Consider the following 20,155-nt stretch of genomic DNA (forward strand, 5'->3'; position numbering starts at 1 on the left):
GCGGGCTGGCAAACACCCCTAGCGCGCAGAAACTAGAACTTTTGTTGCAACGCAACAACTGACCGCCCGCCACGGGCGGGCTGCGGGACCGGATTTGCTATTGTTTACATAGCAAGTTGTGCCCATCACGCCGTCACAGAGAGCCTGAAACGTCGAGGAAATCCGGAAAGCGCCGGCTTCGGGGCGCTGGCCCCGCCGCCTCAGTCGTAGACCTCGGCATCCGGATCGGTGGCTTCCAGCTCGTAGCTGGCGGCCAGCATGGCCAGCCGGGCGATCACGCCATACATGTAAAAGCGGTTGGGGCTGCTGGAGCCGGGCTTTTCGCCGGGCTGCGGCAGCCGGCCGCTGTCGGCAAAGGCCAGCGGCACAAAGCTGGCGCCGGGCGCGTTGAGGTTTTCGTCCACGCCGCGCTCGGCATGCACGCGGTAGAAGCCGCCCACCACGTAGCGGTCCATCATGTAGACGACCGGCTCGGCGACGGCGTCATTGACGCGCTCGTTGGTCAGCACACCCTCCTGGATGATGACCTCGGACAGCGCCTGGCCGTCCTTGATCACGCTCATCTTGTTCTTGGTCTTGCGGTTCAGCGCGTCGAGGTCCTTCACATCGCGCACCGTCATGATGCCCATGCCGTAGGTGCCGTTGTCGGCCTTGACCACGACAAACGGTTTTTCGTTGATGCCGTATTCCTTGTACTTGCGCTTGACCTTGCTGAGCAGCGCATCGACATGGGTAGTCAGGCATTCCATGCCGGTGCCTTCGGCGATGTTGACCTCGCCGCATTGCGCAAACATCGGGTTGATCAGCCAGGGGTCGATGCCCAGCAGCTTGCCGAAGCGCTTGGAGACCTCTTCATAGGCCTTGAAATGATGCGACTTGCGCCGCACCGACCAGCCGGCGTGCAGCGGTGGCAGTAGAAACTGCTCGTGCAGGTCTTCCAGCATGCCCGGAATGCCGGCCGACAGGTCGTTGTTCAGCAAAATGGTGCAGGGGTCGAAATTCTTCAGGCCCAGGCGGCGGTCCGTGCGGATCAGCGGCTCTATGGAGATGGCTTCGCCGGTCGGCAGGTTCAGCGTGGTGGGCGCCTTGATCTCGGCGCTCAGCGAGCCAAAGCGCACGTTCAGGCCAGCCTGGTGAAAGATGCGCTTGAGCTGCACCAGATTCGACAGGTAAAAGCTGTTGCGCGTGTGGTTTTCGGGCACCACCAGCAGGTTGCGCGCCTCGGGGCAGATCTTCTCGATCGCGGCCATGGCGGCCTGCACCGCCAGCGGCAGCATCGCCGGCGTCAGGTTGTTCCAGCCGCCGGGAAAGAGGTTGGTGTCCACCGGAGCCAGCTTGAAGCCGGCGTTGCGCACATCGACCGAGCTGTAAAACGGCGGCGTGTGTTCCATCCACTCCAGCCGGAACCAGCGTTCTATGGCCGGCGTGGAGTCGAGAATGCGCTGTTCGAGTTCGTTGATGGGGCCGGTCAGGGCGGTGATGAGATGCGGAACCATGCGGCCACTTTCAGAAGGGAGAGGGGGTTTCTTATCTGACTCGGTTATATCTGACCGAATTCTAGGGATATTGGGATGCGGCGGCCGGTTACAAGAGGCAAAACGCTGCCTCCCGGCGCCATCGGTGCCCAGCGGTCAGGTCCGGACTTCACCCTGGCCCAGCACCACGTATTTCAGCGAGGTCAGGCCCTCGATGCCGACCGGCCCGCGGGCGTGGAACTTGTCGGTGCTGATGCCGATTTCGGCGCCCAGCCCGTACTCGAAGCCATCGGCGAAGCGGGTGCTCGCATTCACCATCACGCTGGCCGAATCCACCTCGCGCAGAAAGCGCTGGGCATGCATGTGGTCGCGCGTCAGGATGGCGTCGGTGTGGTGGCTGGAATACTGGTTGATATGGGCAATCGCCTCGTCCAGGCCGGCCACCACCTTGATGCTGATGACCGGCGCCAGGTATTCCTCGGACCAGTCCTGCTCGGTCGCCGGAACAATGCTCGCTACTGAATTGATAGCTGGTTGTGCCCGCAATATCTTGGCTGCAGCCTCATCACAGCGCATTTCCACGCCCTTGGCGGCATAGATGGCGCCGATTTGCGGCAGGAATTCGGCGGCCACGCCGCGCGCCACCAGCAGGCCTTCGGTGGCATTGCAGGGGCTGTACTTCTGGGTTTTGGCGTTGTCGGCCACCGTGACCGCCATGGCGATGTCGCAGGGGTCGTCCACATAGACATGGCAGTTGCCGTCCAGGTGCTTGATGACCGGCACTTTGGCGTCGCGGCTGATGCGCTCTATCAGGCCCTTGCCGCCGCGCGGGATGATGACGTCCACATACTGCGGCATGGTGATCAAGAGGCCGACGGCCTCGCGGTCGGTGGTGGGCACCAGCTGCACCGCATCGGCCGGCAGGCCGGCGTCCGTCAGTGCCTGCTGCACCAGCGCGGCCAGCGCCTTGTTCGATTCGATGGCCTCGGAGCCGCCGCGCAAAATGCAGGCATTGCCGCTCTTGATGGCCAGCGACGCGGCTTCGATCGTGACGTTGGGGCGGCTCTCGTAAATCATGCCAAACACGCCGATCGGCACGCGCATCTGGCCGACGCGGATACCGCTGGGCTGCTCCTTCAGGCCGATGATCTGGCCTATCACGTCGGCCATGGCGGCGAGCTGCTCGCAGCCCAGGGCCACGGTTTCCAGGGTTTTGGCATCCAACTTGAGACGGTCCAGCAGCGGGCCGGCCAGTCCGGCGGCGCCGGCGCGTTCGAGGTCGCGCTGGTTGGCCGCCTGCAGCGCAGGGACATTCTGCCGCAGCAAGGCCGCGAGGTTCAGCAGAGCTCTGTTTTTAATAGCTGCCGGCGCCCGTGCAATCTGCGCCGAGGCCGTTTTTGCCCTGGAACCCAGGGTTTCCATGAGCTGGGCGAGTGCAATCGGTGAATCAGGCGCGTTCATCCCCCCATTTTAGACCCCCACGGTCGTTCACTGCGTGTAGCTCCCTGCCCCCCGAGGGGGCCGTCGCTTGCTCGGGACGGCCCTTCGCTGCGCGCTAGCCCGTAATCACGGGTCCCGGCTCAGCCGCAGGCGCCCAGGTGGCCGCATTGGGTGCAATAGTCGCAGCCGTCCTTGCGGATCACGGCATGGGCGCCGCATTCGCTGCACTTCTTGCCCGCCATGACGGGCGGCGTGGCGGCGGCAGGGGCGCTTTTCTGCGGCTGCGGCGGCGCATCCTCGCGCTGGCCGGCGCGGCGCGCCAGTATGCTCTGGATGGCGTGTGCGATGGCCGCGACCTCGGAGTCATGCCACAGGGGCACCAGGGTGCCGTCGGCCTTCTGGTGCGTTCCCAGGCGCACCGGGCCGCGGTCCCAGGCGACCTTGCGCATGTCGCTGAGGGCGCGCTCCAGAAATCCGCCGCGCGCCGCCAGCGACAGCAGGCGCATGCTGGCCGTGACCCATTGCTGCGATTCGCCGCTTTGGCCGACCGGCATGAAAAACTCGATGGCCCGGTCCACCGTGCCCACGCCGCTGGCCGCCGGCACCGGCAGGAAGGACACCACCAGGTACAGCGTCTTGCGGCCTTCCTGGGTCCAGTACTCGACCTTTTCCGCCACGGCCGACAGCGCGCCCTTGGGACGGCTTTCGATCATCGTGCGCATCGGGTCGACCGCGGCTGCGCCGGCCAGGGCCGCCGCATCGGCGCTGGCCGGGCCGGTTTCCAGCACGGCGCCCAGGATGGTGTTGGGCCGGTAGGTGGCCAGGCCCTTGAGCTGCGCGTGCCAGGCCTGCCGGTACAGGCCCTTGAAGTCCTCATACGGGTAGTCGGCCGGCACGTTCACGGTCTTGGAGATCGCCGTGTCCACGAAGGGCTGCACCTCTTCCATCATGGCGATATGGCTGGCCGCGGACATGTCGAGGGCCGAGACGAAATAGGCGGGCAGCGTCTCCACGTCGCCGCCCAGTTCGCGGTACAGCCGCCAGGCATGGTCCTCCACCGCGTATTCGGTGCGGCTGCCGTCGGCTTCGCGCTTGTTGCGCCGGTACATCCAGGAGAATGCCGGCTCGATGCCGTTGGACGCGTTGTCGGCAAAGGCCAGGCTCACGGTGCCCGTGGGCGCGATCGACAGCAGGTGGCTGTTGCGGATGCCGTGCGCTCGTATGGCCTGCTGCAACTCCGGCGCCAACCGGCTGGCAAAGGTGCCGGGGGCAAGATAGCCCGCGGCGTCGAACTTCGGGAACGGCCCCTTTTCACGCGCCAGCGCCACCGAAGCGGCATAGGCCGCATCCCGCATGCGCACGGCAATGCGCGCGGCCATCGCGCGGCCCTCGGGCAGGTCGTAGCGCAGGCACAGCATGGCCAGCGCGTTGCCCATGCCGGTGAAACCCACGCCGATGCGGCGCTTGGCCGCCGCCTCCTCTTGCTGCTGCGGCAGCGGCCAGAAGGTCAGGTCCAGCACGTTGTCGAGCGCGCGCACCTGGGTCGCGACCGACTGTCCGAAGGCCTCGAAGTCGAAGGCCGGCACGCCGTCAAAGCCGAACGGATGGCGCACAAAATGCGTCAGGATGATGGGCCCGAGGTCGCAGCAGCCATAGGGTGGCAGCGGCTGCTCGCCGCAGTTGTGCACGTAAAGGCCATTGGCGTCAAACGCGTGAACGTCAGCCACGGTGACGTCAAACACGTCCTCGCAGCCATCCTCGCCCAGCGATTCGACCGTGGCGATGAAACGCTCGCGATTCAGGCTGCGCTTATAACTGCCCAGTGCCTGCGCCAGGCGGGCGGCCTTGTCGGTGTCTGCAAAACCAATGCGCTCGGCGTAAACCCGCAGGTTGTCCCCGCTGACCAGCAATTCGTGCTGCGCTGCCGTCTCGTAGTGCCTGAGGCTGCCGCGCCCATCGGGCAGGGGCCGCGCCTGCGCCAGCCGCCGGTTCGGGTAGATGGTCGAGCCAATTCCCAGGCGCAGCAGCATGCGCTGCGCCGTCTGGAGCAAAGGCAGATCGCTTTGTGACAGGCGCAGGCTGATACCTTTTTCCTGCGTCCCCTGCACCGAGCCATCGGCATCAAACAAGCCGCGCAAAAGCCCTTCAGTGAAAACGGACGAGGCTTTCTCCATCGCGGCGGTGATGGTCTTGTGCCCCGGGCGCATGCCCATCGCATGGGCCAGCTTGCGTACCGCGGCGCTCGCCATGCGCGCCTCGCCGCGCCCGGCCACGGGACGCTGGAATCCCCGGAAATCAACCCGATGCGTCAGCGTGGCGGCGGCAGCCTCGGCCGCCCGCACAATGCCTCCAGCACCGGTTTGTGCATAGGCCACAGCGCCATTGCCCACCGCCCTCAGCTCGGGCGCCCAGACCGAAATCACCGCCTTGTCGCTCTTGAGCGTGCCATCGCCGATCAGCAGGCCGAGCAAATAGCCCTCGGCCTGCGTGCCCACGCCGTCCCAGCCGCCCAATGCGCGGTGGTCGTGCAAGAAAATTTCGTCGCCCGGCTGCAACTGCCCGGCTGCTATCCACTCGGCCTGCAGCGTGTAACGGGTTTTACGCGCCACGCGACGCACCCGGTGGTCGGCCGTGAGGCGCAAGGCCTGACCTTCACGGGTTTTCAAAGCCAGCACGGGCTTGTGGCCGGTCTTGAAGAAGCCTTCGCTCTTCACGGCATACGCCTTGCCATCGACCACGGCCGTAAAGCGACGGCCGACCAGCTCCGCCACCTGCGCGGGGCCGTCCGTCGTCAGGACCCAGGCGTCCGACGTGACGCAGGGGTTGGTCGCGGCAATCGCCTCGCAATAGCGCAGGTTGTTGTCCTCGTTGATGTGGTCCAGAAACAGGATGCCGGGCTCGGCGAAGTCATAGGCCGAGCGCATCACGGTGTCCCACAATTCGCGCGCCGCCACCGTCTGATAAACCCACAGGCCGTCGGCACGCCGGAAGGCGCCTTGCGCGATCAATGCCGCGCCGGGTTGGGCCTGGTGCACCAGTTCCCAGGGCTGGCCGTCGTTCAGGGCCTGCATGAAGGCGTCGGGCACACCCACCGACACATTGAAGTTGTTCCAGCGGCCCGGCGTGCGTTTGGCGGTGATGAATTCCTGCACATCGGGGTGGTCGATGCGCAACACGCCCATCTGCGCACCGCGCCGCGCGCCGGCGCTCTCCACCGTGGAGCAGGACTGGTCGAACACGTTGATGTAGCTGCAGGGCCCTGAGGCGATGGAGGCCGTGCCCTTGACCTCGGCGCCGCGCGGGCGGATGCGCGAGAAGTCATAACCCACGCCGCCGCCGCGCCGCATGGTCTCCGCCGCCTCGCGCAAGGCCTCGTAAATGCCGGGGTAGCCGCCATCATCCACGCCCAGGATGCAGTCGCCCACCGGCTGCACAAAGCAGTTGATCAGGGTGGCCTGGATCGCGGTGCCCGCCGCGCTCATGATGCGGCCGGCGCCAATGGCGCCTACATGCAGGTTCTCCAGGAACAGCGCCTCGTGCCTGGCGCGTTCCGCCTCGGGCTCGACCGAGGCCAGGGCCCGCGCCACGCGCTGGTACAGCTCGTCCAGTCCGTTTTCGCCGGGCTTGAGGTATTTCTCCTTCAGCACGTCCTGGCTGATGGGCTGGGTGGCCGTCACGTCTTGCGGCCGGCCAAAGTGGTCGCGCTTCATGGCACACGCTCCTCAGAAAGGGCCGCGGGGCGAATGCCGCCCGGCGGCCGTCGCACCCATTCTTGCACCGGAGGTTCGGACTGCCAAATGGCAGGCGGGCGGCGCACTTCAGTAGACCCCCACGTTCGTTCACGGCGTGTAACTCTCTGCCCCCCGAGGGGGCCGTGCTTGCTTGGGGCGGCCCGGCGCGGCACACTGCTCGCAGACCATGCCGGCCAGGCGGTGCAGGGCCTGCCAGCCGTCGGCCGGCCAGTCGGGCTGCTTCAGGCCCTTGACGATGCCATCCACCTTGTGCGCCGCCGTCAACAAATTGGCCAGCGTGGCGTCGCCGATCTGCGGCAGCACCCGCTCGAACAGCTTTTCCTTCACGCCCCAGACGCGGTATTCGCGCAGCGCCATGGGCATGGGGCGACCGGCACTGATCGCGTCCTTGACCCGCTTCAGATTGCGGATGTCTTCGCTCAGCGCCCAGTGCACCAGCACTTCGGACTCGCCCTCGGACTGCAGGCCGTCCAGCATGCGCTGCACGCGCAGCACCTGGCCGCCCAGCACCGCTTCCGAGAGCTTGAACACGTCATAGCGCGCGACATTGAGCACGGCGTTTTCGACTTGGTCAAAGCTGAGCACGCCGTCGCTGCCGGCTATGACCGGGTACAGCAGCCCCAGCTTCTGGATTTCCTGGTGCGCGGCCAGGAGGTTGCCCTCGACCCGGTCGGCAAAAAACTGCAGCGTGCGCTGGCCTTCTTCGCCCGCGGCCACGCGCTGGCCCTGCAGCTGCAGGCGCTGGGCGATCCAGGTCGGCAGGTTGCGGCGCTCTATAGGCTCGAACTTGACGGTGACGCCGTAACTGTCGAGCGCGCCAAACCAGGCGCCCTTGAGGGTCGCAGCATCCAGCCGGGGCAGCATGATGAGGGTCAGCGTGGCGTCATCGCCCTGGGCACGCTCGGCAATCTGCTGCAGCGCCGCCGAGCCGTCCTTGCCGGGCTTGCCGCTGGGGATGCGGATTTCCACGATCTGCTTGTCGGCAAACAGGCTTAGCGAGCCGCCACTGGCCAGCACCTCGCTCCAGTCGAAATGCGCGCCGGCCACGCTGTGCACGGTGCGCTCGGTATAGCCTTGGGCCCGCGCCGCCGCGCGCAGGGCGTCGGCAAACTCCTGCACCAGCAGGGGCTCGTCGCCATGCAGGGTGTAAAGGCTTTTGAGGCCGCGCTTGAGGTGCTCGGAGAGTTGGGCGGGGGCCAGATTCATGGGGGAAGTTTAGCGCCGGGGTTCATATCAGAGCTTGCTGGTGGACAGCAGCAGGCTGGTCTCGGTGTTGGCAATGCCTTCGAGCAGGCGGATGCGCCCGAGCACGCGGTCGAAGGCCTCCAGGCTGTCGGCGCGCAGCTCGGCCACGATGTCCCAGCGGCCATTGGTGGTGTGCAGGGCGCTCACGGCCGGGTCGCCGCGCAGGGCGCTCAGCACATGGCCGATGCGGTTGCCCTCTACGGCCACCGTCATCAAGGCCCGGATCTGGTGGGCTTCGGCCTGCGGCCGCAGGCGGGCCGTGTAGCCGACGATGGTGCCGTCGGCTTCGAGCTTGCTCAGCCGGTTTTGCACCGTGCCGCGCGACACGCGCAAGACCTTGGCCAGCGAGGCCACCGAGGCGCGGGCGTTGTCGCGCAGCAAGGAGATCAGTTGGCGGTCGGTGTCGTCCATGGCGTGATTTTAATGACTAAACGCCAACCAAGTCTGACGTTTTGTTCAATTTAATTGGCCAAATAGTCAACTTGTTGTCTATTTTTTAGCGCTGCGGCTCAGCACAATAGATTGAAGCCTGACGGCATGGCGCCGTCCGCTATCCATCCAGCATTCACTAACAGTCAAGCGTCGGGAGACACATCATGGTTGAGTACATCGGCATCGCAGGCATACAGCGCATCGTCGGGCGCATGGGGCCGGCGGCTTTCATTGAAGGCCTGGCGGCGGAAATCGAGGCCGACTACCGGCGCTGGGGCGACTTCGACAAGTCGGCGCGCCACGCCATTCACTCGCCCGTGGGCGTGATCGAGCTGATGCCGACCAGCGACGGCCAGATGTACTCCTTCAAGTACGTCAACGGCCACCCCAAAAACACCGCGCTGGGCCTGCTGACGGTGACCGCCTTTGGCGTGCTGGCCGATGTGGAAACCGGCTACCCGCTGCTGCTGTCGGAGCTGACCGTGAGCACCGCCCTGCGCACCGCCGCCATGTCGGCGCTGGCCGCGAAATGGCTGGCCAGGCCGGACAGCCGCGTCATGGCCCTGATCGGCAACGGCGCGCAAAGCGAGTTCCAGGCGATTGCATTTCACCACATGCTGGGCATACGCGAATTCAGGCTGTACGACGTCGACAGCCAGGCCACCGACAAGCTGGCGCGCAACCTGGAGGCGCTCGGCCTGCCGGGCCTGCAGCTCAAACGCTGCCGCTCGGCGGCCGAAGCCGTGCAGGGCGCCGACATCGTGACCACGGTCACCGCCGACAAGCGCAACGCCATCATCCTGACGCCCGAGATGATCGCGCCCGGCATGCACCTGAATGCCGTGGGCGGCGACTGCCCGGGCAAGACCGAGCTGCATGCCGACATCCTGCGCCGCGCCGATGCGCGCGTGATCGTGGAATACGAGCCGCAGTCGCGCATAGAAGGCGAAATCCAGCAGCTGCCGGCCGACTTTGCCGTGACGGAATTTGCCCAGGTGCTCAGCGGCGCGGCCTCCGGCCGCAGCGCGCCGGCCGAGGTGACGATTTTTGACTCCGTGGGTTTTGCGCTGGAAGACTATTCGGCCCTGCGTTATTTGCACAAGCTCCAGCAGGAAGACGCACAAGGCCAGCAGCACATCGACCTGATTCCCGACCTTGACAACCCCAAAAACCTGTTTGGCCTGCTGGCCCCTGCGCAGGGTAGCCCGGCCGGGCAAAATGGCGCGGTGTCCATCCAACTTGAAATGACCCATGATGAACATCCCGCTTGAGCTGGCTATAGACCTGATAGGCGCGCCCACCGACATTGGCGCGGGCAGCCGTGGTGCCTCCATGGGGCCCGAGGCGCTGCGCGTGGCGGGCATCCAGGCAGCGCTGCAAGGCCGCGGCCTCAACGTTTCTGACCTGGGCAACCTGGCGGGGCCGGCCAACCCCTGGCTGCCCCCGGTCAACGGTTACCGGCATCTGAGCGAAGTGACCGCCTGGAACCGGACCGTGCATGAAGCCATGTTCCAGAGCCTGAGCAGTGGCCATTTGCCGATTCTGCTGGGCGGCGACCACTGCCTGGGCATAGGCTCCATCAGCGCCGTGGCGCGCCACTGCCGGCAGAGCGGCAAAAAGCTGCGGGTGTTGTGGCTGGACGCCCATGCCGACTTCAACACCAATGCCCTGACGCCGACCGGCAATGTGCACGGCATGCCGGTGGCCGTGCTGTGCGGCCACGGCCCGGCCGAACTGACCGGCATAGGCGGCGTGGTGCCGGCCATGGCCCCCTCGGCGATCCGGCAGATCGGCATCCGCAGCGTGGACGAAGGCGAGAAACGTTTTGTGCGGCAGGCTGGCCTGGAAGTGTTCGACATGCGCTACATCGACGAAATGGGCATGCGCCACACCATGCAAACCGCGCTCGCCGGCATGGACGACAACACGCATTTGCACGTGAGCTTCGATGTGGACTTTCTGGACGCCTCCATCGCCCCGGGCGTCGCCACCGCCATCAAGGGCGGGCCGACCTACCGCGAGGCCCAGCTGTGCATGGAAATGATTGCCGACACCGGCCGCATGGGCTCGCTCGACGTGATGGAACTCAACCCGGCGCTGGACGTGCGCAACGGCACGGCCGAGCTGGCGCTGGACCTGATTGAAAGCCTGTTCGGCAAAAGCACCTTGATGCGCCAGTAGGCCAGTCTGGTGTTGCTACTGAATTCATAGCTGCTTGCGCCCGGACTGCCTGCCTGTCCGGTCCCATTGATATCCGCGGCCGAACACGCGGAATGCATTTTCAACCTCAACGAAGTAAAGAGGCATCGCATGTCCATGCACGCGCCGTCATTGCAAGCCCCCAGCGCCGTGGTGATGATCCGTCCCCACCGTTTTCATCCCAATCCGGAAACGGCGCAAGACAATACCTTTCAACAGGGCGGAGTCGGGCACACCGCCCGCGCTGGCCTGGCACTGGCAAGCGCCGCGCGTGATGAAGTCAGCGCCGCCGCCGCGCGCCTGCAAGAGGCGGGCATTGAGGTGCATGTTTTTGACGACCATGGCGAGCGCGACACGCCGGATTCCGTGTTCCCGAACAACTGGTTTTCCACCCACAGCGGCGGCCACATCGCCCTCTACCCCATGTGCGCCCCCAACCGCCGCCGGGAGCGCCGCAGCGACATCATCGACATGCTGAAGGCGAACTACCGGGTGCAGGATGTCATCGACTACTCGGGGCTGGAATACGACGGCCTGTTTCTGGAGGGCACGGGCGCCATGGTGCTGGATCACTTGCAGCGCGTGGCCTACACCGCGCTGTCAAACCGCGCCAACGAGGTGGTCCTGGAGCGCTTTTGCACCCATTTCAATTTTGAGCCGCTGGTGTTTCGCACCGCCGATGGCGCGGGCCAGGCGGTTTACCACACCAATGTGATGATGTGCATTGCCAGCCGGTTTGCGCTGGTCGGGCTCGAGCTGATCACCGACGCGGCACGCCGCGCAGAGGTCAAAAGACGGCTGGAAGAAAGCGGACGCACCGTGCTGGCACTCGATCAGGGCCAGATCGAGGCCTTTGCCGGCAACGCGATCGAACTCGGCGGCAAAAATGGCCCGGTGCTGGCCATGTCGAGCCGGGGCGTGGCCCGGCTGAGTTCGGCGCAGCGCGATGTCATCGCGAGGCATGCGGAGCTTTTGCCGCTGTCAGTCCCCACGGTTGAAATGGCCGGTGGCTCGGTGCGCTGCATGATCGCCGGCATTCATCTGGCGCGCCGTTCATCGTGACAGCGCGTACAGCAGCCATGGTCCGGCCTACAGCTCCTTCACCGCCGCCAGGCGGCGCATGACCTGCTGGACGATGTCGCTTTGCATGTCGCGGTAGAGCAGGGCCTCCTCGGCCTCCTTGGCCAGCACCGCCGACTCGTTGAAGCTGATGTCGCGCTGCTGCAGGATTTCCGCATCGGGAATCAGCTCCTTGCCGGCCGGCGTGCGCAGCTTGAAGCGAAAACGTATGCGCAGCTGAAACTCGCGCACCTGGCCGGAGGCATTGAGGCTGACCACCACCTTCTCGCGCTGGTCCAGCAGCACATCGAAAATGACCTGCGCCTCCTTGAACTGGCGCCCGTCGGTGATCACCTTGACCTTGCGCGTGGATTCCAGCGAACGCCTGAGCTCCACCCCCAGCGGCGAAGTTTCGGACAGGCCGGTGTACAGCGTGCTGAACGCAAAGTCGGGCGCCTTGCGCAGCGCGAAACCACAGCCCCCCAGACTCAGGGCGGCAGCCGTTGCCATCAGGGACATTGAACCGCTCAGTAGGACGCGACGCTGCATGGGGGGAACCTTATCCGGAGTGATCTCAAATAACGATGTTGACCAGGCGGCCGGGCACGACGATGACTTTCTTGGCCGGCGCACCGGCGGCCTGCTTGAGGAAGGCCTCGCACGCCAGCGCCGCCGCCTCGATCGCCGCCTTGTCGGCGCCTGCCGCAACGGTCACCGAACCGCGCAACTTGCCATTGACCTGCAGCACCAGCTCTATCTCATCCTGCACCAGCGCGGATTCGTCCACCTCGGGCCAGGCCGCGTCGAGCAGCTCGCCTGACTGCGCGGCATAGCCGAGTTCGGCCCACAGCGCATGCGTCAGGTGCGGGGTGGCGGGGTAGAGGCAGCGCAGCAAGATGCTGAAACCCTCGCGCAGGGCCGCCACCGAAGCGGGTGACGCGACACCCTTGAAGTCTTCCAGCGCATTGAGCAGCTTCATGGTGCCCGAAACCACCGTGTTGTACTGCATGCGCTGGTAGTCGTAGTCCACCTGCTTGAGCACCGTGTGGATGTCCAGCCTGAGCGCCTTGGTTTCCTTGTCAAAACCGGCCTCAGCGCCCGTTCCGCCGGCGCCATTAGCTTCCAAATTCATAGCATTGAGCTTGACGCCGAAATTCCAGACGCGGCGCAGGAAACGGTAGGAGCCCTCCACGCCGGCATCGTTCCACTCCAGCGTGGCTTCCGGTGGCGAGGTGAACATGGTGTACAGGCGCGCCGTGTCGGCGCCGTATTTCTCGATCAGGTCCTGCGGATCGACACCATTGTTCTTGGACTTGGACATGGTGCCCACGCCCTCATAGTCAATGGCGGTGCCCACCGGCAGATCGCCGACTGCGTGCTTCAGCCTGGCGCCGACCACCTTGCCGCTGTCGTCGAGCACATGCTCCACATCGTGCGGCCAGAAGTATTCCTTGCCGCCCTTGTCGCCCTTGCGCGAGTAAATGTGATTGAGCACCATGCCCTGGGTAAGCAGCCTGGTGAAGGGTTCGTCGACCTTGACCAGGTCCAGGTCACGCATGACCTTGGTCCAGAAGCGGGCGTAGAGCAGGTGAAGAATCGCATGCTCGATGCCGCCTATGTACTGGTCCATGGGCATCCAGTAGTCGGCGCCTTCGGCCACCATCTGCTGGTCGTTCTTCGGGTCGCAGTAGCGCATGAAATACCATGAACTGTCGACAAAAGTGTCCATGGTGTCGGTTTCTCGGCGCGCGGGCTTGCCGCAGACGGGGCAGGTCACGCCGGCGTGGAAACCTTCGTGCTTGTGCAGCGGGTTGCCGGAACCATCGGGCACGCAGTCCTGCGGCAGCACCACGGGCAGGTCTTTTTCCGGCACCGGCACCGCGCCGTGTTCCGTGCAGTGGATGATGGGAATCGGCGTGCCCCAGTAGCGCTGGCGGCTGACGCCCCAGTCGCGCAGGCGCCAGGTGATTTTTTTCTCGCCCAGGCCTTTGGCGGCCAGGTCGGCGGCGACCGCATCGACGCAGGCCTTGAAGCCCAGGCCGTCGTACTTGCCGGAGTGGATGGCCACGCCCTGCTGCTTGTCGGCGTACCAGTCGGCCCAGGCGTCAAGGCTGTATGTCTGGCCTTTCACATCGGTCACCTGCTTGATCGGCAGGCCGTATTTCTTGGCGAACTCGAAGTCGCGCTCGTCGTGCGCGGGCACGCCCATGACGGCGCCGTCGCCATAGCTCATGAGCACGTAGTTGCCGATCCAGACCTCGACCTTGTCGCCGGTCAGCGGATGCGTGACGAAGAGCCCGGTGGGCACGCCCTTCTTCTCCTGCGTGGCGAGCTCGGCTTCCGTGGTGCCGCCGGCCTTGCATTCTTCAATGAAGGCCGCCAGCTTCGAGTTGCCCTTCGCCGCATGGATCGCCAGCGGATGCTCGGGCGCCACGGCGCAGAAGGTTACGCCCATGATGGTGTCGGCACGCGTGGTGAAGACATGCATCCTGCCGCCACCCATCAGGGCCCCGGAGGCATCCCGGATTTCGTGCAGGAAGGCAAAGCGCACGCCTTCGCTCTTGCCTATCCAGTTTTCCTGCATCAGGCGCACGCGCTCGGGCCAGCCGGGCAGCTTGGTCTGGACATGGTCCAGCAGCTCTTCCGCGTAGTCGGTGATCTTCAGGTAGTAGCCGGGGATCTCGCGCTTTTCCACCGTGGCGCCGGTGCGCCAGCCCTTGCCGTCTATCACCTGCTCATTGGCCAGCACGGTCTGGTCCACCGGGTCCCAGTTCACGACCTGGGTCTTGCGGTAGGCAATGCCTTTTTCCAGCATCTTCAGGAACAGCCACTGGTTCCACTTGTAGTAATCGGGATCGCAGGTGGCGACTTCGCGGCTCCAGTCGATGGCCAGCCCCATCGCCTGCATCTGCTTTTTCATGTAGGCGATGTTGTCGTAGGTCCACTTCGCCGGCGGCACGCCGTTTTTCAGCGCGGCATTTTCGGCCGGCAGGCCGAAGGCGTCCCAGCCCATGGGCATGAGGACGTTGTAGCCCTTCATGCGCAGGTGGCGCGTGAGCATGTCGTTGATGGTGTAGTTGCGCACATGGCCCATGTGCAGCTTGCCGCTGGGATAGGGCAGCATGGAGCAGGCGTAGTACTTCTTGCGGTTGGCGTCTTCGCTCACGCGGTAGGCATCGGCAGCCGTCCAGTGGGTTTGAGCGTCGCGCTCAACGTCGAGGTGGTTGTATTTATCTTGCATGAAAAAAACGGAAAACCGAAAAGAAGCCTGGAACACGGGACAGGCAGCCCTTTACCGCAACCCTTGATTTTAGAGGCTGGGGCGCATCGCGCCGCTCAAGGGCCCGCTGCAGCGGCCGGCCCGGGCTCGGCGACAAAACCAATGCGGCTGAGCCCGGCCTTTTGCGCCACGCCCATCACCTCCACCACCCGGCCGTAAGGCACGGCCTCGTCGGCCCGCAACTGAACCTCGGTGTCGGGGTAGGAGCCGGCCATTTCGGCCAGCCGGCGCGCCAGCTCGTCCAGCGCCAGGGGCTTGTCGTTCAGGAAGGCCTGGCCGGACTTGTCAACCACCAAGGTCACAAAGCGCGGCGTTTCGGCGACCCTGGCGGCATCGGTTTTGGGCAGGTCGAGCCGGATGGTGCTGGCCAGCAGGGGCGCGGTGATGATGAAAATGACCACCAGCACCAGCATCACATCGACCAGCGGCGTGACATTGATGTCGCTCATGGGCCGCGGGCCCGGCGTGCGCTCCAGACGACCAAAAGCCATGGCTAGTTCACCGGCAGCTGGCTGCCTGCGAGCAAATTCTCTGACGCACCGTCACCTGGGAAGCCAGCCGCCTCGGGGGCCAGCGGGGGGCGCGAAGCGACCAGTGTGGGAGCCATCAATTCACGCAGATCGCGCGCAAAGCCCTCAAGATCGGCCTCGATACGACCAATATAGCGGCCGAAGATGTTGAAGGCCAGGACCGCAGGAATCGCCACTGCCAGCCCGGCCGCGGTCATGATGAGCGCCTCGCCGACCGGGCCCGAAACCTTGTCAATCGTGACCTGGCCCGCAGTCGCCATGCCCACCAGCGCGTGGTAAATGCCCCAGACCGTGCCCAGCAAGCCCACAAAGGGGGCGGTAGAGCCGACCGTGGCCAGCAAGACCTGGCCGAACTGCAGCTTGTGCAAAACCGCGTGCAGGGCATCGCGCAGCACGCGGGTCAGCTGTTGCGCCCTGTCGCCGGCCGACGCCAGGGTGCCATGGGCCTTGAATTGCGTCGCCGTGATGAGCGGCAGCACCAGCGCTTCGCGGTCGAAGGCGGCGACTTTCTCGCTGGCCTGCTCGACCGTTGGCGACTGCCAGAAGGCGGCCGTGCTGCGCGCCACGTCGCCCAGCGCACGGTGCAACAGCCAGGCCTTCCACAGAATGACCACCCAGCTGGCCACCGACATCCCCAGCAACAGCACTGCGACCAACTGGCTGACGAAGCCGCCTTGTGTCATGAGGGCCAGCAGGCTCATGTCCGGCTCACTTCAAATTCAGCACGTCAAACATGTCAAACAGGCCGTTGGCCTGGCCGTCCAGGAAACGGGCGGCGCGCAGCGCGCCCTGGGCGTAGGTGGCGCGGCTGGAGGACTTGTGGCTGATTTCTATGCGCTCACCGGTGCCGGCAAACAGCACGGTGTGGTCGCCGACGATGTCGCCGCCGCGTATGGTGGCAAAACCGATGCTCGACGGGTCGCGCTCGCCGGTCACACCCTCGCGCGCATACACGGCGCAATCCTTCAGGTCGCGGCCCAGGGCGCCGGCGATCACCTCGCCCATCTTGAGCGCCGTGCCCGAGGGCGCATCGACCTTGTGGCGGTGATGCGCCTCCATGATTTCAATGTCGTAGCCGGTGGCCATGGCCTTGGCCGCCATCTCCAGCAGCTTGAGCGTGACATTCACGCCCACGCTCATGTTGGGCGCCATGACGATGGCGATGTCCCTGGCGGCCGCGGCAATCTCGGCCTTCTGCGCGTCCGAGAAACCGGTGGTGCCTATCACCAGCTTGACGCCCAGCTCACGGCAGACCGCCAAATGGGCCAGCGTGCCTTCGGGCCGGGTGAAATCAATCAGCACGCCGGAGTTCTGCAGGCCCTGGCGGATGTCCGCCTGGATCAGCACGCCACTGGCGCGGCCGGAAAATGCGCTGGCATCCAGGCCTATCGCCGGGCTGGCGGCCACATCCAGCGCGCCCGTCAGCTGGCAGTCGGCGCTGGCGTTCACCGCCTCGATCAGCATCTGGCCCATGCGGCCACCGGCGCCGGCGATCGCGATCCGGTGCGCACGCGCTGGCATCATGACGGCCGCGCTCACTGCTTGGGGCTCTCGAGCGGTGGGTAGACCGTGGTCTGAGGGCTGTCCGGCACGCTGGCCGGCGCGTCGCCGGCGGCCGGTTTGGCGGCCGACGACTTTTCAGCGGCCTTGTTCAGCTGTTCCTCGGTGGCTTCCAGCGCGGGCACGTCACCCAGCTTGCGCCGGTTGGACAGCTTGGAGATGAATTCCGCTTCGCTGGGCATGGTGTCGCCCTCGAAGCGCTCCAGCTGGTCGCCCTTGAAAAACACCGTGTACCTGAAGGACTGGGGCTCCACGCCCTGCCGCTTCAGGGTAAAGACGTAGTCCCAGCGGTCGGCGTGAAACAGGCTGGCCATCAGCGGCGTGCCGAGCGTGGCCTTGACCTGATCACGCGTCATGCCGGGCCGCAGCTGCTCGACCTGCTCGCTGGAGATGAAGTTGCCCTGGATGACGTCTACCTTGTAGGGGGTGATCCAGTTGACCGGGTTGACGGCGCTGCTGCTCATGCCGCTGCACGCCGCCAGCACCGCACAGGCCATGACGATGAAAACTGTTTGGACGCCGTAACGATGATTTGCGGACATGGAATAGGGTGTAGCGATATGATTGATCATTGTAGCGGCTGGGTGCTTCCTGGCCCGGACCAGACCGCACGGGGCCGCTCCCCGTTTTCCCCCCAGAGAGATTCCCATGAGCAATATTGACGAGCTGAAAAGCACAGGCCTCAAGGCAACCCTGCCGCGCCTGAAGATTCTCGAGATTTTTCAGGCCGGCAAGCAGCGCCACATGACGGCCGAAGACGTGTTTCGCGTGCTGCTGGAGGAGCGTTCGGATATCGGCCTGGCCACGGTGTACCGGGTGCTGACCCAGTTTGAACAGGCGGGCCTGCTCAACCGCAGCAACTTCGAGTCGGGCAAGGCGGTTTACGAGATCAACGAGGGCCAGCACCACGACCACCTGGTGTGCCTGGACTGCGGCAAGGTCGAAGAGTTTTACGACGCCGAGATTGAAAAGCGCCAGCATGCGGTGGCCGAATCCAAGGGCTTTGCGATTGCCGACCACTCGCTGTCGATCTACGCCAACTGCACCAAGAGTGATTGCCCCAACCGGGCAACGGCGACGTCCGTCCGGCACCACCACCACCCCTGATTTTTCAAACAAAACACCCGCCAGCCCAGGCTGGGCGGGCGCGCACAGCTATCAATTCAGCAGCAACCGCCGGCAGCCCGGCGCGCGGATTCAGTCATCCTGCTCCATCGCCTTGCGATGGCGCTCGACAAATTCCTGGTAGGTATTGATGCCGCGCAGCTGCAGGATAGCATTGCGCACGGCGGCCTCGACCAGCACGGCGATGTTGCGGCCGGCCTCCACCTGGATGATGACCTTGCGCACGGCAACGCCCAGCACGTCCTGCGTCAGCGGCTCGTAGGGGATGCGTTCGTAGTCGCGCTCCAGCGTTTCGCGGCGCACCAGGTGCACGATCATCTTGAGCCGCATCTTGCGGCGCACCGCCGTCTCGCCAAAAATCGCCTTGATGTCCAGCAGGCCGATGCCGCGCACCTCGAGCAGGTTTTGCAGCAGATCGGGGCAGCGCCCCTCGATCGTGGTCTGGTTGATGCGGTACAGGTCCACCGCATCGTCGGCCACCAGGCCATGCCCGCGCGAGATCAGCTCCAGCCCGAGCTCACTCTTGCCGAGCCCGGATTCGCCGGTGATCATCACGCCCAGGCCCAGAATGTCCATGAACACGCCGTGCATGGAGGTGCGGTCGGCAAAATGCTTGGACAAATAGGCCCGCAGCACGTCAATCACGAAGGCGGCCGACTCCGGCGTGGCAAACATGGGCAGTTGGGCGCGCTCGCACATCGACAGCAGCGTGTCGGGCGCCGTCTGGCCGTCGGCCACCACCAGCACCGGCGGCTCCAGCGTGATGATGCGCGAGATGCGCCGGGCGCAGTCCTCGGGGCTGGCATTGGTGAGATAGGCGACTTCGCGCTCGCCCAGGATCTGCACGCGGTAGGGGTGGATGTAATTGAGGTAACCGACCAGGTCGGCCCCCGAGCGCGCGGCACGCACGGCCACTTCATCAAAGCGCCGTTCAGAGGCGCCCAGCCCCGCCACCCATTCCCACTTCAGGGTGGCGCGGTGGTCTTCAAACAGAACGTCAGCGCTGACAACAGTGGGCTTCATGCCGGCCTTGTGATTCAGGAAACCAGGGCCTTCAGGCGCTGATTTCGTGGGCGGAGTGCCAGGACGCGATCAGGTGGTGCAGCGCCGCCGCGTCGGTGCTGGTTTTCAGCTGCTCGCGCAAGGTGCTGTCGCTGAGCAGCTCGGCAATTTCAGACAGGATTTCCAGGTGTTTTTGCGTGGCGGCTTCGGGCACCAGCAGAAAGATCAGCAAAACCACCGCCTGCTCATCGGGCGCATCGAAACCGATGGGCTCCTGCAGCAGGAAAACCGCCGCCATGGGCGCTTTCAGGCCCTTGATGCGGCCATGCGGAATGGCCACCCCATGGCCCAGCCCGGTCGACCCCAGGCGCTCACGCGCGAACAGGCTGTCGGTGATCAGTGCACGGTTCAAGCCATGCAGGTTCTCAAACAACAGGCCGGCTTCTTCAAAAGCACGCTTTTTGCTGGTCGCTTCGACACTGACCAGCACTTGGGAGGGGGGCAAAATTTGCGAAAGACGGTTCATAACAATCTTTTAGTCGCCGAATTATGCACTTTGCAGCGGGATGAAAGAAAAAAGGGGCATAAAAAAGCCGCTTGCCCCGCGCAAGCGGCTCATCGGGACGCCCATCAGGTCACACTCGGTGACACATTAAGGGCTGGCAGCCTAGGTCAGGTGCCGGGCACGGTTGACGGCCGGCGCAAAAGCTAGGAAACCACCCGCTTGGCGGTCACGTGTTGATGATCCTGAACTTTGGTTTTGTAACGCCCGACCTGGCGGTCCAGTTTGTCAGCCAATTCATCGACTGCGGCGTAAAGATCAGCGTGTGAGCTCTCGGCAAACAGGTCGCGACCCTTGACATGCACATTGCACTCGGCTCGCTGGCGTCTATCCTTTTCCGTCATGTTATCCACTGTCAACAGAACTTTCACATCCACTACCTGGTCAAAGTGCCGGGTAATCCGATCCAGCTTGCTAGTCACATAACCACGCAGCGCGGGGGTAACTTCAAGATGGTGACCGCTGATCGTCAAATTCATAAAGAGACTCCTTCT

At 64.8% G+C, this 20,155-nt stretch carries 18 protein-coding genes; 4 read left to right on the forward strand and 14 right to left on the reverse strand.

The features are described 5' to 3' along the window. Positions 1–200 precede the first annotated feature (200 nt). From gshA to PJE01S_RS12180, 5 genes are all read right to left on the reverse strand, one after another. Positions 201–1,496 carry a glutamate--cysteine ligase gene (gene gshA / locus PJE01S_RS12160; RefSeq protein ID WP_068833882.1) on the reverse strand — a complete coding sequence of 432 codons (1,296 nt, stop codon included), beginning with the start codon at positions 1,494–1,496 and terminating at the stop codon, positions 201–203. A 135-nt stretch (positions 1,497–1,631) separates the two neighbouring features. Further along, positions 1,632–2,936: a glutamate-5-semialdehyde dehydrogenase gene (locus tag PJE01S_RS12165; RefSeq protein WP_068833883.1), complete on the reverse strand. Its 1,305-nt coding sequence runs from the start codon at positions 2,934–2,936 to the stop codon at positions 1,632–1,634. A 119-nt stretch (positions 2,937–3,055) separates the two neighbouring features. After that, positions 3,056–6,625, reverse strand: a complete 3,570-nt coding sequence (locus PJE01S_RS12170) for a ribonucleotide reductase barrel domain-containing protein (RefSeq protein ID WP_068833884.1) — start codon at positions 6,623–6,625, stop codon at positions 3,056–3,058. 129 nt (positions 6,626–6,754) lie between these two features. Next, complete coding sequence (gene holA, locus PJE01S_RS12175) at positions 6,755–7,873, reverse strand: DNA polymerase III subunit delta (RefSeq protein WP_068833885.1); 1,119 nt, start codon at positions 7,871–7,873, stop codon at positions 6,755–6,757. A gap of 27 nt (positions 7,874–7,900) precedes the next feature. Next, positions 7,901–8,323 (reverse strand): Lrp/AsnC family transcriptional regulator, encoded by a 423-nt coding sequence (locus PJE01S_RS12180; protein WP_068833886.1) that lies wholly within the window; start codon positions 8,321–8,323, stop codon positions 7,901–7,903. 185 nt (positions 8,324–8,508) lie between these two features. Between PJE01S_RS12180 and ocd the strand changes: the two genes are divergently transcribed. The 3 genes from ocd to ctlX all read left to right on the forward strand — a co-directional run bounded on the left by ocd (position 8,509) and on the right by ctlX (position 11,605). Further along, on the forward strand, positions 8,509–9,615 hold the full coding sequence (ocd, locus tag PJE01S_RS12185) for an ornithine cyclodeaminase (RefSeq protein WP_068833887.1): 1,107 nt from the start codon (positions 8,509–8,511) through the stop codon (positions 9,613–9,615). Then, the gene (rocF, locus tag PJE01S_RS12190; RefSeq protein WP_068833914.1) at positions 9,599–10,525 is read left to right on the forward strand and encodes an arginase; all 927 of its coding nucleotides are present in this window, start codon (positions 9,599–9,601) and stop codon (positions 10,523–10,525) included. Before ocd ends, rocF begins: the two co-directional genes overlap by 17 nt. 135 nt (positions 10,526–10,660) lie before the next feature. After that, a complete protein-coding gene (gene ctlX / locus PJE01S_RS12195; RefSeq protein ID WP_068833915.1) occupies positions 10,661–11,605 on the forward strand; it encodes a citrulline utilization hydrolase CtlX in 945 nt (314 codons plus the stop codon). A gap of 27 nt (positions 11,606–11,632) precedes the next feature. Here ctlX and PJE01S_RS12200 read toward each other — a convergent pair whose 3' ends face one another. The 6 genes from PJE01S_RS12200 to PJE01S_RS12225 all read right to left on the reverse strand — a co-directional run bounded on the left by PJE01S_RS12200 (position 11,633) and on the right by PJE01S_RS12225 (position 17,514). Then, positions 11,633–12,151, reverse strand: coding sequence for an LPS-assembly lipoprotein LptE (locus PJE01S_RS12200; RefSeq protein WP_068833888.1), 519 nt, complete (start codon positions 12,149–12,151; stop codon positions 11,633–11,635). A 25-nt stretch (positions 12,152–12,176) separates the two neighbouring features. Further along, positions 12,177–14,843 carry a leucine--tRNA ligase gene (leuS, locus tag PJE01S_RS12205; RefSeq protein ID WP_068833916.1) on the reverse strand — a complete coding sequence of 889 codons (2,667 nt, stop codon included), beginning with the start codon at positions 14,841–14,843 and terminating at the stop codon, positions 12,177–12,179. Positions 14,844–14,938: 95 nt separating this feature from the next. Beyond that, positions 14,939–15,373: an ExbD/TolR family protein gene (locus tag PJE01S_RS12210; protein ID WP_068833889.1), complete on the reverse strand. Its 435-nt coding sequence runs from the start codon at positions 15,371–15,373 to the stop codon at positions 14,939–14,941. Positions 15,374–15,375: 2 nt separating this feature from the next. Continuing rightward, entirely contained in the window at positions 15,376–16,113 is a 738-nt protein-coding gene (locus tag PJE01S_RS12215) for a MotA/TolQ/ExbB proton channel family protein (RefSeq protein ID WP_084389492.1), read from the reverse strand. Positions 16,114–16,120: 7 nt separating this feature from the next. After that, the gene (dapB, locus tag PJE01S_RS12220; RefSeq protein WP_068833917.1) at positions 16,121–16,936 is read right to left on the reverse strand and encodes a 4-hydroxy-tetrahydrodipicolinate reductase; all 816 of its coding nucleotides are present in this window, start codon (positions 16,934–16,936) and stop codon (positions 16,121–16,123) included. 11 nt (positions 16,937–16,947) lie between these two features. Next, a complete protein-coding gene (locus tag PJE01S_RS12225) occupies positions 16,948–17,514 on the reverse strand; it encodes an outer membrane protein assembly factor BamE (RefSeq protein WP_068833918.1) in 567 nt (188 codons plus the stop codon). A gap of 106 nt (positions 17,515–17,620) precedes the next feature. Between PJE01S_RS12225 and fur the strand changes: the two genes are divergently transcribed. Further along, positions 17,621–18,079, forward strand: a complete 459-nt coding sequence (gene fur, locus PJE01S_RS12230) for a ferric iron uptake transcriptional regulator (RefSeq protein ID WP_068833890.1) — start codon at positions 17,621–17,623, stop codon at positions 18,077–18,079. 90 nt (positions 18,080–18,169) lie between these two features. Here the strand turns inward: fur and hprK are convergent, their stop codons facing one another. The 3 genes from hprK to hpf all read right to left on the reverse strand — a co-directional run bounded on the left by hprK (position 18,170) and on the right by hpf (position 20,140). Beyond that, positions 18,170–19,120, reverse strand: a complete 951-nt coding sequence (gene hprK, locus PJE01S_RS12235) for an HPr(Ser) kinase/phosphatase (protein ID WP_068833891.1) — start codon at positions 19,118–19,120, stop codon at positions 18,170–18,172. Between the two features lie 31 nt (positions 19,121–19,151). Beyond that, positions 19,152–19,625 (reverse strand): PTS sugar transporter subunit IIA, encoded by a 474-nt coding sequence (locus PJE01S_RS12240; protein WP_068833892.1) that lies wholly within the window; start codon positions 19,623–19,625, stop codon positions 19,152–19,154. Between the two features lie 182 nt (positions 19,626–19,807). Next, complete coding sequence (gene hpf, locus PJE01S_RS12245) at positions 19,808–20,140, reverse strand: ribosome hibernation-promoting factor, HPF/YfiA family (protein ID WP_068833893.1); 333 nt, start codon at positions 20,138–20,140, stop codon at positions 19,808–19,810. Between the last annotated feature and the right edge of the window lie 15 nt (positions 20,141–20,155).

This window comes from Polaromonas jejuensis NBRC 106434, assembly GCF_001598235.1.
Taxonomy (GTDB): domain Bacteria; phylum Pseudomonadota; class Gammaproteobacteria; order Burkholderiales; family Burkholderiaceae_C; genus Polaromonas; species Polaromonas jejuensis.